Below are 12,825 nucleotides of genomic sequence, written 5' to 3' on the forward strand. Positions count from 1 at the left end.
ACGTTTACTCCTCGGGGCGCAGGGAACCCGCCGGCTGTGCGACAGGACCAGGAGGATCCGTATCAGCGCAGGTCAGCCCAGGTGTACGCCGCTGCTGACCGCGCCGGTTCCGGGTCTGTCGCGAGCCCCCGACCCGCCCTGTACGACGCGGTGCTGCTGGACCGCGACGGCACCCTGATCGAGGACGTGCCGTACAACGGTGACCCGGAGAAGGTGCGTCCGGTGCCGGGCGCGCGGGCGGCGCTGGACCGGTTGCGCGCGGCCGGGCTGCGGCTGGCGGTCGTCACGAACCAGTCGGGCCTGGCCCGGGGTTACTTCACCGGGGAGCAGATGCGGGCGGTGCACGCCCGCGTCGAGGAGTTGCTGGGCCGCTTCGACGCGTGGTTGGTCTGCCCGCACGACGACGCCGATGGCTGTGACTGCCGCAAGCCGGCGCCCGGTCTGGTGCACGCCGCCGCGCGCGAGCTGGGCACCACCGCGTCGCGCTGCGTGCTGGTGGGCGACATCGGCCGGGACGTCGCCGCCGCACTGGCCGCCGGGGCGGCCGGCGTGCTGGTGCCCACCCCGGTGACCCGACCTGAGGAGGTCGCCGCCGCCGGCTGGGTGGCAGGTGACCTGCCGGCGGCGGTGACGGAGATCCTGCGCCGCCAACAGGCCGTGCGGCCCACGGCCTCGTCCACTCAGCCGGTGCGGACGGCGCTCGTGGTCCGTTCGGACTCGGCGGGTGACGTGCTGGTCACCGGCCCGGCGATCCGTGCCGTCGCGGCCGGCGCGGAGCGGGTGGTGCTGCTCTGTGGGCCGCGCGGTCGCGCCGCCGCCGAGCTGCTGCCCGGTGTCGACGAGGTCATCGAGCACCCGCTGCCGTGGATCGACCCCGCACCGGGGCCCGTCGATCCGGAGGACGTCCGGGGCCTGACCGCGCGGCTGGGCGCCCTCGGCGTGGACCAGGCGGTGGTGTTCACCTCGTTCCACCAGTCCGCCCTGCCGCTGGCGCTGCTGTTGCGGATGGCGGGTATCGAGCGGATCGCCGCGATCAGCGACGACTATCCGGGCTCGCTGCTGGACATCCGGCACCGGGTGCCGGTCGGCGTCCCCGAACCCGAACGTGCCCTCTCACTTGCCGCCGCGGCGGGCCACCGGCTGCCCGACGGCGACGAACCAGTGCTCCGGCTCCGCCGCGCCGCGGTGCCGCCGCGCCCCGCCGACCTGGGCGACCCGGGGTACGTGGTGCTGCACCCCGGGTCGGCCGCGTCCAGCCGGGCCTGCCCGCCCGAGGTGGCGACCCGGATCGTCGGGGCGCTCACCGACGCGGGGCACCGGGTGCTCGTCACGGGTGGCCCGGACGAGCGCGCGGTCACCGCCCGGGTCGCCGCGGCTGGCGGCACCGACCTGGGCGGCCGTACCGACCTCGCCGGGCTGGCAGCGATCGTCGCGGACGCCGGCGCGGTCGTGGTCGGCAACACCGGGCCCGCGCACCTGGCCGCGGCCACCGGGGTGCCCGTCGTGAGTCTCTTCGCGCCGACTGTCCCTTTCGGACAGTGGGGGCCCTACCGGGTGCCCACCGTCCGGCTCGGCGACGCCTCCGCGCCCTGCCGGGACACCCGGGCGGCCAGCTGCCCGGTCCCCGGGCACCCCTGCCTCAGCGGCATCGACCCGGACGAGGTGGTCGACGCGCTTCGGACGCTCGCCGTCGGTGGTGGTGGCGGGCGATGAACATCCTGCTCTGGCACGTGCACGGCTCCTGGACCACGTCGTTCGTGCACGGCGGCCACCGCTACCTGATTCCCACCACACCCGACCGCGGCCCGTACGGCCTCGGCCGGGCCCGCACGTACCCCTGGCCGGACAGCGCGGTCGAGGTCACCCCGGAGGAGCTGCCGGGCGCCGACGTCGACGTGGTCATCCTGCAACGCCCGGAGGAGATGGACCGGGCCGAGGAGTGGCTCCGTCGCCGCCCGGGCCGCGACGTTCCGGCGATCTACGTCGAGCACAACACCCCCAAGGGCGACGTGCCCAACACGCGGCACCCGATGGCCGACCGCGACGACCTGCTCGTCGCCCACGTCACCGGGTTCAACCAGATCTTCTGGGACACCGGCGCCACCCGCAGCACGGTGGTCGACCACGGCATCGTCGCGCCCACCGCGTCCTACACCGGCGAGCTGGACCGGCTCGCCGTGGTGATCAACGAGCCGGTACGGCGCGGTCGGGTCACCGGCACCGACCTGCTGCCCCAGTTCGCCGAGATCGCGCCGCTTGACGTGTACGGCATGGGCGTCGCCGGCCTCGCCGACCACCTCGGGCTGCCCGCCGACCGGCTCACCAGCCACGACGACGTGCCCCAGGAGCGGATGCACGCCGAGTTGGCCCGTCGGCGGGCGTACCTGCACCTGTGCCGGTGGACCTCCCTCGGGCTCAGCCTCATCGAGGCGATGGCGATCGGCATGCCGGTCGTCGCGCTCGCCACCACCGAGGCGGTGATGGCGGTGCCGCCGGAGGCGGGGGCGCTTGCCACCCGGACCGACACCCTGCTCGACGCCGCCCGCCGGTTCATCGCCGAACCGGCGACCGCGCGTCAGGCCGGAGCGGCGGCGCGAACCGCCGCGCGCGACAGGTACGGCCTCGACCGTTTCCTCGCTGACTGGGACCGGCTGCTGGAGGAGGAAGTATGCGGATCGCGATGATCTCGGAGCACGCCAGCCCGCTCGCCGTCCTCGGAGGGGAGGATGCCGGCGGCCAGAACACGCACGTCGCGGAGCTGTCCGCCGCGCTCGCCGCCGCCGGGCACGAGGTGCGGGTCTACACCCGCCGCGACGCGCCGGACCTGCCGGTGACCGTCCGCAGCCCGGACGGGTACGACGTGGTGCACGTGCCGGCCGGCCCGGCCGAGCCGGTGGCCAAGGACGCCCTGCTGCCGCACATGCGGGAGTTCAGTCAGTGGCTGATCGGGCGGTGGCGCGGCGGCGACTGGGTGCCCGAGGTGATCCACGCGCACTTCTGGATGAGTGGTCTGGCCGGGCTGACCGCCGGCCGGCAGACCGGGGTGCCGGTGGTGCAGACGTACCACGCGCTGGGCACCGTGAAGCGCCGCTACCAGGGCGTGCAGGACACCAGCCCGGCCCGACGGGTCTCCTACGAGCGGGAGCTGGGTCGGTCGGTGGACCGGGTCGTCGCGCAGTGCCGCGACGAGGTGGGCGAACTGGTCCGGATGGGTGTGCCCCGGTCCCGGATGACAGTGGTGCCGTCCGGGGTCAACCTCGCCACCTTCGCCCCGCTCGGGCCGGCCGCCGACCGGGAACCGGGACGGGCCCGGATCCTCACCGTGGGTCGGCTGGTCGAGCGCAAGGGCTTCCAGACCGTGATCCGGGCGATGGCGCTGGTGCCGGACGCCGAGTGCCTGGTCGTCGGCGGCCCACCCGAAGGGCTGTTGGAGACCGACCCGTACGCCCGCCGGCTGCGCGCCCTCGCGGAGTCGTGCGGGGTGGCCGACCGGGTGCAGCTGGTCGGGGCGGTGCCCCGGGAGGAGATGGGCCGCTGGTACCGCTCGGCGGACCTGCTGGTCGCGGCCCCCTGGTACGAGCCGTTCGGGCTGACCCCGCTGGAGGCGATGGCCTGTGGCGTGCCGGTCGTGGGCACGGCCGTGGGCGGCATCCGGGACACCGTGCTCGACGGCACGACAGGTGACCTCGTGCCGGCCCGGGACCCGCAGGCGCTCGCCGCCGCGATCCAGGGGTTGCTCGACGACCGGATCAGGCGGTTCGCCTACGCGACGGCGGCCCGCGAGCGGGCTCGGGCGCGGTACTCGTGGGCGGCCACCGCCGAGCGGCTGGTCGAGGTCTACAGCGAGGTGGCCGCCGTGCGACGGCCCACCCGGGTGGTGGCCTGATGCCGACGGGCAGCCTGCTCGACACCCACCTGACGAATCTCGCGGCGGCGCTGGTGCCGTACCGGCGGTGTGAGCGGCAGTTGGCGCGCTGGGGCGCGGACCTGGCCCACCGGCTGGCCGCCGGGGGTCGCCTGCTGGTCGCCGGCAACGGTGGTAGCGCCGCCGAGGCCCAGCACCTCACCGCCGAGTTGGTCGGCAAGCTGCGGGACGACCGTCAGCCGCTCTCCGCGATCGCGCTGCACGCCGAGACGAGCGCGCTCACCGCCATCGCCAACGACTACGGCTACGCCGACGTGTACGCCCGCCAGGTGCGCGCCCACGGCCGCCCCGGCGACGTCCTGTTGCTGCTCAGCACCAGTGGAACCAGCACCAATCTGGTCGCCGCCGCGCAGGCCGCCCGCGCCGTCGGAGTGACCACCTGGGCGCTCACCGGCGTCGCCCCCAACCCGCTCGCCGACGCCTGCGACGACGTGCTGGCCGTCGCGTCCCCGGACACGCAGGTCGTCCAGGAGCTGCACCTGGTGACAAGTCATCTGCTCTGCGAGTACCTCGAGCAGGAGTTGCCAGCCGCGCTGGCGGCGGTCGCCGGTTCGGCGGTGGCCCACCCCGTGCGGGGCGAGTCGGCGCCCGTGCGCACCGGGGTCGAGGTGGTGCTCGACGGCGGGCCCGGCCAGCAGGTCGACGCGTGAGGATGAGGAGGCAAGCGTGAGGGGACCGGTGGTGGTGCTCGGGGACACCCTGCTCGACCGGGACGTGGAAGGTGTGGTGAACCGGCTCTGCCCGGACTCCCCGGTGCCGGTGCTCGACGAGACCGCGGCCGTCGACCGACCGGGCGGAGCCGGCCTGGCGGCGGTGTTCGCCGCCGCGCAGGGCGCCGAGGTGGTGCTGGTGACCGCGCTCGCCGACGACGCCGGCGGGGCCCGGCTGAGCGCTCTGCTCACCGCCGCCGGCGTGCAGGTGTACCCGCTGACCCTCTCCGGCGCGACGCCGGAGAAGGTCCGGTTGCGGGCCCGGGGGCGGGTGCTGCTGCGCCACGACCGTGGCGGCACGTCCGGAGAGCCGGGTCAGCCCTCCGAGGAGGTGCTCCGGGTGATCGCGGGGGCGTCGGCGGTGCTGGTCAGCGACTACGGTCGGGGGGTGGCCCGGCAGCCCGCGCTGCGCGACGCGTTGGCCGCCACCCGCGCGCCGGTGGTGTGGGACCCGCATCCGCGCGGCCCGGCGGCGGTGCCCGGCGTCCACCTGGTCACTCCGAACGAGTCCGAGGTGCGCGAGCTGGTCCCCGCGCTGCCCGGCGCCTCCCGGCTGGCCACCGCGTCCCGTGGCGCGCAGGGGCTGCGGCGGCGTTGGCGGGCCGGCGCGGTCGCGGTGACGCTCGGCGGTGACGGCGCGCTGCTCTGCCACGCCGGGTCGACGCCGCTGGTGGTGCCGACGCCCGGCAGTGCCGAGGGGGACACCTGCGGTGCCGGGGACCGGTTCGCGGCTGCCGCCAGCATCGCCCTGGCCCAGGGTGCGCTGGTCTCCGAGGCGGTGCAGGCGGCGGTCGCCGAGGCGTCCGCGTACGTGGCGGGTGGGGGAGTGGCGGCGGCGCTGCCTCCGACCAGGGCGGGAGACACGCCGCAGTCGCGCCCGCGAACACCCGACGGCGCGGTGGCCGACCGGGTCGGGGTCGCCGCCGTCGCCGCGCTGCTGGGTGAGGTACGGGCCACGGGTGGCACGGTGGTGGCGACCGGCGGTTGCTTCGACCTGCTGCACGCGGGGCACGTGGCCACTCTGGAGGCCGCCCGGCAGCTCGGCGACTGCCTGATCGTCTGCCTGAACTCCGACGCCAGTGTGGCCGGGTTGAAGGGGCCGGACCGGCCGGTGCTGTCCGAGGGGGACCGCAGCCGGCTGCTGGCCGCCCTGAGCTGCGTCGACGCGGTGCTCGTCTTCGACGAGCCGACGCCGGCCGCGGCCCTGTCCTGGGTACGCCCCGACGTCTGGGTCAAGGGCGGCGACTACGCCACCGGCGGTGGGGACGCGACCGCAGCCCTGCCGGAGGCGCAGGTGCTGCGCCGATGGGGTGGGAACACCGTGGTGGTGCCCTACCTGGACGGTCGTTCCACCACCGACCTGATCGTCCGTACGCTCGCGGAGCGGACCCGATGACCGCCACGCGGCCCGGCGCCGGGCCCACCGTCCTGGTCACCGGCGGCTCCAGCGGCCTCGGCGCCGCGGTGGTCGCCGCGGTGGCCGCCTCCGGTGGTCGACCGCTCGTGCTGGACCGGCAGCCGCCGGTCGACGGGGTGTCCTGGACCGAGTGCGACCTGGCCGACACCCGTGCCGCCGAGGCCGCGACCCGGCACCTCGCCGAGCAGGCCGGTGGGCTGGACGCGGTGGTCACCGCCGCCGGCACGGACGTGCCGGGCCGACTCGCCGACCTGCCGGGTGAGACCTGGGACCGGATCGTCGCCGTCGACCTGCTGGCCACCGCGGCGGTGGTCCGGGCCGCGCTGCCGTTCCTGCTGACCTCTCGGGGTCGCATCGTCACCGTCGCCTCCACCCTGGGCGTCAAGGCGGTCAGCGACGCCACCGCGTACTGCGCGGCGAAGTTCGGCGTGGTGGGGTTCACCCGGGCCCTCGCCGCCGAGCTGGCCGGGCAGGTCGGCGTCACCCTGCTCATTCCGGGCGGGATGCGCACCGCGTTCTTCGACGAACGGGACCCGCAGTACAAGCCGGGGCCGGACGCGATCCTCAACGAGCCCGCCGACACCGCCGCAGCGATCATGTTCGCGCTCAACCAGCCGCCCGGTTGCGCGGTGCGGGAGATGGTGGTCTGCGCCGAGCAGGAGACCTCGTACCCGTGATCCTCGTGCTGCGCGCCCTCGGCGTCGGCGATCTGGTGACCGCGGTGCCCGCGCTGCGGGCGCTGCGGGCCGCGTACCCGGCACGGGAGCTGGCGCTCGCCGCGCCCGGCTGGCTGGCCCCGCTCGTCGACCTGGTCGGCGGCGTCGACCGGCTCGTGGACACCGCCGGGCTGGACCGACCCCTGCGGGTCGGGTCGGCCCCGCAGGTCGCGGTCAACCTGCACGGGCGCGGCCCGCAGTCGCACCGGCTGCTCGCGGCCACCCGACCCGGCCGGCTGCTCGCCTTCGCCAACCCGGACGCCGGCCGCGCCGACGGCCCGCGCTGGGTCGTCGACGAGCACGAGGTGGACCGGTGGTGCCGGCTGCTGTCCTGGTACGACATCCCGGCCGACCGCGCCGACCTCAGCCTGCGTCGGCCCGCCTCGGCGGGGCTGCCCGGCGGGGCCACCCTGCTGCACCCGGGCAGCAAGGTTCCGGCCAAGCGGTGGCCGGCCGAACGGTTCGCGGCGTTGGCCCGGGCGCTGACCGACCGGGGGCACCGGGTGCTGCTCACCGGCTCGGCTGACGAACGGGCGTTGGCGGCCCGGGTGGCCGAGTCGGCGGGCCTGACGTCGGACGCCGTCCTGGCCGGCCGGACCGACCTCGGCGCGCTCGCCGCGCTGGTGGCCGACGCCCGGCTGGTGGTCAGTGGGGACACCGGGGTCGCCCACCTGGCCACCGGGTACGGCACCGCGTCGGTAGTCCTCTTCGGGCCGGTGCCGCCGGCGCACTGGGGGCCACCGCCGGGACGGCCACGGCACCGGGTGCTCTGGGCCGGCGAGGCGGATTGGCCCAGTTGGGACGGGGTAGGAAGCCACCCGACGATGGCGGCGCTCGGCCTCGACGAGGTGCTTGCCGCCGTGGCCGAGGTGGAGAGGGCGGTGCGGGTTTCCGGTGCGGTTGCGGCGTAGCGACCCGGGTCGACCGGGGTACGGACGGCGTCGGCGCGGACGGGGCTGGCTCTTCCTCGACCCGTCCGGCGATCCGGTGCGGGATCCCGAGGTACTGGCCCGGCTGCGGGAGCTGGTGATCCCCCCGGCCTGGCAGGACGTGTGGATCGCGCCGCACCCGAACGGGCACATCCAGGCGATCGGGATCGACGCGGCCGGACGCAAGCAGTACGTCTACCACCCGAGGTGGCGGGAGAAGCAGGACGAGGCGAAGTTCGACCGCGTACTGGAGGTGGCGCGGCGGCTGCCGACGCTACGCGAGCGGGTGGAGCGGGACCTGGACGGCCGGGGGTTGAACCGGGACCGGGTGCTGGCCACTGTGGCCCGGCTGCTGGACATGGGGATGTTCCGGGTCGGCAGCGACCAGTACGCGTCCGGCGACGACCCGACGTACGGGGTCGCCACCCTGCGCCCCGAGCATGCCCGGTCCCGTGGCGGCTGCGTGGTGCTGGTGTTTCCCGCCAAGGGCGGCATCGAGCAGGTACGCCGGATCGAGGACCCGGAGCTGTGCCAGGTGCTTGTCAATCTGCGCCGTCGTCGGCGACGGGCCGAGCGGCTGTTCGGCTACTGGGACGGTCGGGAGTGGCGCGACGTGCGCAGTGACGAGGTCAACGGCTACCTGCGGGACGCCAGCGGTGGGGAGATGACCGCCAAGGACTTCCGGACCTGGCACGCCACGGTGCTCGCGGCCACCGAGTTGGCCACCGCCGGCCCGGCCCGCTCGGTGACCGCCCGGCGCAGGGCGGTGGTAGCGGTGATGCGTGCGGTGGCGGAGCTGTTGGGCAACACGCCGACGGTGGCTCGCGCGTCGTACGTGGACCCCCGGGTGGTCGACCTCTACCACGACGGGGTGGTGGCGTCGGTGGATCCGCAGGCGTCGCGCGAGGAGGCGGAGCGGGTCGTCCTGGAGTTGCTGGAGAGGCCCTGACCGGCCCCGCCGGCGATTCTGGGGGGAAGCGCGACGGGACCGGAGCCTCAGGCGTGAGCGGGTTGCCACCGGGCGGCCGCCCGCCGCGTGCGCGGCGGGCGCCTCGCCACGGCCCCCGTTGGCGGCCCGCCAAGGAACGGCCGGCCGCGTTGGTGTCAGTCTGCCGGCCGCGAGTTGACCATGGACGCCCGACGGTTGACGATCCGCGCCAGATCCGAGCCGCTGTCGCGGTGTTCCTGCGGGGTGGTGCCGTACGCGGCCCGGAATGCCCGACTGAAGTGGGCCTTGTCGGGAAAGCCCCACCGGGCCGCGACGGCCTGCACGGGCTGGTGGCGCAGTGCCGGGTCGGTGAGGTCGCGGCGGCACCGGGCCAACCGCAGGTCCCGGATGTACGAGCCCACGGTTTCGTCCTCGGCCTCGAACAGGCGGTGCAGGGACCGCACCGAGATGTGGTGGGCGTCGGCGACCGCCTGCGGGCCGAGGGTCGCCTCGCCGAGGTGGCGGTGGATGTACGACTGCACCTGGGTGAGCAGCGCCCGGCGGCGGACCTCGGTGGGCACGGCGTCCTCGGCGACGAGGTGCCGGCCGAGCATCGTGGTGGCCAGGTCGAGGCCGACCGCGCCGAGCCTGCTGGCGTCGGCAGCATGGTACTGCTCAGGGTGCCCGGTCACCTGGATGAGGAACTGCGCCAGCAGCGCCCCGATCCCCTCGCTGCCGGACATCCGGCCGCCGTAGAGCGCGGCCATCCGCTGTGGCGGTAGCGGCAGCGCGGCGTGCGGGATCATCGTGACGATCGAGCTGGCCTGGTCCCGCTCCGGCTCCGTCGCCTGGTGTCCGAGGTCGTGCGGACGAGACGCGTTGTAGAAGGTGAACTCACCGGCCTGGATCTCGCTGCGGCGGCCGTCCTGGCTGGACGTGCCGACGCCGCCGGTGGTGAGGGCGAGAATGTACAGCTCCGGGTCTGATTGGCGAATCAGCTTCGGGGTCCGGAAGGCGTCCAGAGACGGGTAGTCGTAGCTGATCAGCTGGATCGGCCCGAGGTCGACGAAGTCGGCCCGGGCGATGAAGTCCTTGTCGTGCTCGGACCGGACCCGCATCGGCGCGGAGGTGCGTGCGACAAGTTCCAGCCACATCCCGAATCGTTCACCGGGTGGTAGGACGGTCGTGTCGAGGGTTTCTCTCGGCAGCATCCGGGCCCCTCAGGATGCTCGGCGTCGGATCAGCGCCTGGACGCCGTCGAGGATCCGGTCCAGGCCGAAGACGAACTCGTCGTCGGGGTTGTCGTCCTGGTGGAGCACACCGGCGCTCAGCACCCGGTGCAGCGCCGGGAAGCGGGCCGGGTCGATGAGCCGGGCCACCGTCCGGCTGTACGCGGGCATCGCCTCGCTGGGCTCGACGCCGGCCGCCCGGCTGCCCTCGGCGAGCTGCGAGGTGAGGGTGGCCTCGTTGCGGACGTACCCGGTGATCAGCAGGAGCACCGACATCTTCTCGCTCTCGCCGAGCGTGGTGCCGTCGAGGCAGCGCAGCCCGTCCTCCAGCCAGCCGAGCTGCTGCGGGGTGATCGGTGGGCCACTGATCGGCACGTGCAGCAGCCACGACCGCTGCCGCAGCACGTCGTGCTCGGCCCAGGCCCAGCGGGTCAGGCCGGCGCGCCAGTCGGCCTCTGCCGCGGGTGGGCCGGGGGACGGACCGTACCCGGCGTCCACCATGAGCAGGAGCAGCTCGTCCTTCGAGCCGACGTACCGGTAGAGGGCCATCGTGGCGGCGCCCAACTCCTTGGCCACCCGGCTCATCGACACGGCCGCCAGGCCGTCGGCGTCGGCCACGCGCACGGCGGCGTCCACGATCGTGGGCACGCTCATTCCCGGCCGGGGTCCCTTGGGTGGACGTTCCCGCAGCCCCCACGCGCTCTCGATGGCCGGCGGGAGCACTGGCCCGCTGTCGTCTGTCGTTGCCGCCACATTTCCTCCTTGCCTCGCCATCCTAGTTCTGCGTATGGTCTACGCATAACAGCGTACGACATACGCAGAAAGGGAAGCGATCATGACGGTCACCACCACCACACCGGCACCGCGAGCGGGCCGGCGGGAGTGGATCGGGCTCACGGTGCTGATGCTGCCGCTGCTCCTGGTCTCGATGGACGTGTCGGTGCTCTACTTCGCCGTCCCGTTCATCAGCGCCGAGTTGCGCCCCACCGCCACCGAACAGCTCTGGATCTTCGACATCTACGGCTTCGTGCTGGCCGGGTTGCTCATCACCATGGGCGCGCTCGGTGACCGGATCGGCCGCCGCCGGCTCCTGCTGATCGGCGCCACCGCGTTCGGGGCGGCGTCGCTGCTGGCCGCGTACGCCGACAGCACCGCGACGCTGATCGCCGCCCGCGCCCTGCTCGGCGTCGGTGGGGCCACCCTGATGCCCTCGACCCTCGCCCTGGTGCGCAACATGTTCCACGACGCCAAGCAGCGGGGCGCCGCCATCAGCATCTGGACCGCCACCCTCACCGGCGGCATCGCGATCGGCCCGGTGCTCAGCGGCATCCTGCTGGAGCACTTCTGGTGGGGCTCGATCTTCCTGATCAACCTTCCGGCGATGCTGATGCTGCTCCTGCTCGCCCCGCTCCTGGTCCCCGAGTTCCGTAACCCGGCGACCGGGCGGTTCGACCTGGTCAGCGCGGCGCTGTCGCTCGGGGCGCTGCTGCCGGTGATCTACGGCATCAAGGAGATGGCCCGCGACGGCCTCAACCCGGTGCGGGTCCTCGCCATCGTCGGCGGCCTGCTCGTGGGCGCGCTCTTCCTGCACCGGCAGCGGACCCGGGCGTACCCGATGGTCGACCTCGCGTTGTTCCGGCGTCGCGGCTTCGCCGGGTCGCTCGCGGTCAACCTGCTGGCGATGTTCGCAATCGTCGGCTTCGCCATCTTCACCACCCAGCACCTGCAGCTGGTGCTCGGCCTGAGCCCACTGCGGGCGGCGCTGTGGAGCCTGGTGCCGTCGCTCGCCGTGGGTGGGATCGCGCCGGCCGCCGCCGCCCTCGCCCAGCGCGTCGAACGGGCCTACCTGATCGGTACGGGGTTCGGGATCGCCGTGCTCGGCTTCGTGGTGCTGACCCGGGTCACGCCGGAGACGCCGCTGTGGCTGCTGCTCGTCGGCGCCAGTGTCTACGCCGCGGGCCTGGTGATGGTGATGGCCCTCGTCACCGAGCTGGTCCTCGGCGCGGCACCGCCCGAGCAGGCAGGTGTCGCGTCGGCGCTCACCGAGTCCAGCAGCGAGCTGGGCGGGGCGCTGGGGATGGCGATCCTGGGCAGCGTGGGTGCGGCGGTCTACCACCGCGAGATCGTCGACGGTCTGCCGGCCGGGCTGCCCGCCGACGCCGGCACGGCAGCCCAGGAGACCCTCGGCGGTGCGCTCGCGGTCGCCCAGGGACTGCCGGCGGACCTGGCCGACGCGGTGCGGCACACCGCCGAGGTCGCCTTCACCGACGGGATGCACCTGGCCGCGTACGCCGCCATGGCGGTGATGCTTGTGGGCGCGGTCACCGCGCTCGTCACGCTGCGCGGCGTGCGACCGGCCGACTCCACGGCGCTTGCCGCCGAGCCGACCGGTCCGGCCGACACGTCGTTGTCGTCGGTCAGTCGATGAGCACGTGCGCGAGCCGGTCGCGGAAACGCCGCTCGGAGTCGCTCACCGACTCGCCGCCGATGCCCAGCAGCCCGCCGCTGGACGCGGCACCGACCACCTGCTCGGCGATCTTCACGAGCCAGTGCTTGTACGCGCCGGCCTCACCCTCGTCGACCCGCGCGGCCAGCAACGCGTTGGCCTCGCCGGCGCGCAGCAGCACGTCGTCGATGTACGCCCCGGGGTCGGCGGGCGCGATGACCGGCAACTCCTCGCCGGTGTCCGGGTCGGCGACCTGGGTGACGATCTCGCCGGCCACGGCGGCGACAAGCGGGCTTGCCGACTCCCGGCCGGCGGCGATGGTCTCCAGCCCGGCGGCGTTCTCCGCCATGGTCCGGCGGGTGCCGTCGGACTCGGCGGCGCTCGCCGCGGTCAGCACCGACTGCGGCAGGCCGACAAGCAGCCCCCACTCCCCGTCGGAGAAACCGAACCCGGTGTACGCCGGCTGCTCGATCACGACAACGCCCCTTCCGCCCTGCTCTGCTTGGTCAATCGGTGCTCTGCTTT

The 12,825-nt window shown here is 74.4% G+C and carries 12 protein-coding genes; 9 read left to right on the forward strand and 3 right to left on the reverse strand.

Annotated elements, in window-relative coordinates:
- The first annotated feature begins 36 nt into the window (after window positions 1-36).
- The 8 genes from ACWER9_RS15955 to ACWER9_RS15990 are packed head-to-tail and all read left to right on the forward strand — an operon-like array spanning window position 37 to window position 8,646.
- Window positions 37-1,713, forward strand: a complete 1,677-nt coding sequence (locus tag ACWER9_RS15955; protein WP_452302534.1) for an HAD-IIIA family hydrolase — start codon at window positions 37-39, stop codon at window positions 1,711-1,713.
- The gene (locus ACWER9_RS15960) at window positions 1,710-2,684 is read left to right on the forward strand and encodes a glycosyltransferase family protein (protein WP_452302535.1); all 975 of its coding nucleotides are present in this window, start codon (window positions 1,710-1,712) and stop codon (window positions 2,682-2,684) included. Before ACWER9_RS15955 ends, ACWER9_RS15960 begins: the two co-directional genes overlap by 4 nt.
- Window positions 2,669-3,886 (forward strand): glycosyltransferase, encoded by a 1,218-nt coding sequence (locus tag ACWER9_RS15965; protein WP_452302536.1) that lies wholly within the window; start codon window positions 2,669-2,671, stop codon window positions 3,884-3,886. Before ACWER9_RS15960 ends, ACWER9_RS15965 begins: the two co-directional genes overlap by 16 nt.
- Window positions 3,886-4,575: a D-sedoheptulose-7-phosphate isomerase gene (locus ACWER9_RS15970; protein ID WP_452302537.1), complete on the forward strand. Its 690-nt coding sequence runs from the start codon at window positions 3,886-3,888 to the stop codon at window positions 4,573-4,575. Before ACWER9_RS15965 ends, ACWER9_RS15970 begins: the two co-directional genes overlap by 1 nt.
- 16 nt (window positions 4,576-4,591) lie before the next feature.
- On the forward strand, window positions 4,592-6,031 hold the full coding sequence (locus ACWER9_RS15975; RefSeq protein ID WP_452302538.1) for a PfkB family carbohydrate kinase: 1,440 nt from the start codon (window positions 4,592-4,594) through the stop codon (window positions 6,029-6,031).
- On the forward strand, window positions 6,028-6,729 hold the full coding sequence (locus ACWER9_RS15980) for an SDR family oxidoreductase (RefSeq protein WP_452302539.1): 702 nt from the start codon (window positions 6,028-6,030) through the stop codon (window positions 6,727-6,729). Before ACWER9_RS15975 ends, ACWER9_RS15980 begins: the two co-directional genes overlap by 4 nt.
- Window positions 6,726-7,679: a glycosyltransferase family 9 protein gene (locus ACWER9_RS15985; protein ID WP_452302540.1), complete on the forward strand. Its 954-nt coding sequence runs from the start codon at window positions 6,726-6,728 to the stop codon at window positions 7,677-7,679. The genes ACWER9_RS15980 and ACWER9_RS15985 overlap by 4 nt, the downstream gene beginning before the upstream one ends.
- Window positions 7,663-8,646 carry a DNA topoisomerase IB gene (locus ACWER9_RS15990; RefSeq protein ID WP_452302541.1) on the forward strand — a complete coding sequence of 328 codons (984 nt, stop codon included), beginning with the start codon at window positions 7,663-7,665 and terminating at the stop codon, window positions 8,644-8,646. The genes ACWER9_RS15985 and ACWER9_RS15990 overlap by 17 nt, the downstream gene beginning before the upstream one ends.
- Window positions 8,647-8,801: 155 nt before the next feature.
- On the opposite strand, the gene ACWER9_RS15995 is transcribed toward ACWER9_RS15990, so the two are convergent.
- Both ACWER9_RS15995 and ACWER9_RS16000 read right to left on the reverse strand, forming a co-directional pair.
- The gene (locus ACWER9_RS15995; protein ID WP_452302542.1) at window positions 8,802-9,836 is read right to left on the reverse strand and encodes an AraC-like ligand-binding domain-containing protein; all 1,035 of its coding nucleotides are present in this window, start codon (window positions 9,834-9,836) and stop codon (window positions 8,802-8,804) included.
- Between the two features lie 9 nt (window positions 9,837-9,845).
- Window positions 9,846-10,607, reverse strand: coding sequence for a TetR/AcrR family transcriptional regulator (locus ACWER9_RS16000; protein ID WP_452302543.1), 762 nt, complete (start codon window positions 10,605-10,607; stop codon window positions 9,846-9,848).
- 151 nt (window positions 10,608-10,758) lie between these two features.
- On the opposite strand from ACWER9_RS16000, the gene ACWER9_RS16005 reads away from it, so the two are divergent.
- Window positions 10,759-12,282 carry an MFS transporter gene (locus ACWER9_RS16005; RefSeq protein WP_452302592.1) on the forward strand — a complete coding sequence of 508 codons (1,524 nt, stop codon included), beginning with the start codon at window positions 10,759-10,761 and terminating at the stop codon, window positions 12,280-12,282.
- On the opposite strand, the gene ACWER9_RS16010 is transcribed toward ACWER9_RS16005, so the two are convergent.
- Window positions 12,272-12,775: a hypothetical protein gene (locus ACWER9_RS16010; protein ID WP_452302544.1), complete on the reverse strand. Its 504-nt coding sequence runs from the start codon at window positions 12,773-12,775 to the stop codon at window positions 12,272-12,274. The two genes, ACWER9_RS16005 and ACWER9_RS16010, sit on opposite strands and share 11 nt — an antisense overlap.
- Window positions 12,776-12,825: the final 50 nt, after the last annotated feature.

It is taken from the genome of Micromonospora sp. NPDC003944, from assembly GCF_053605225.1.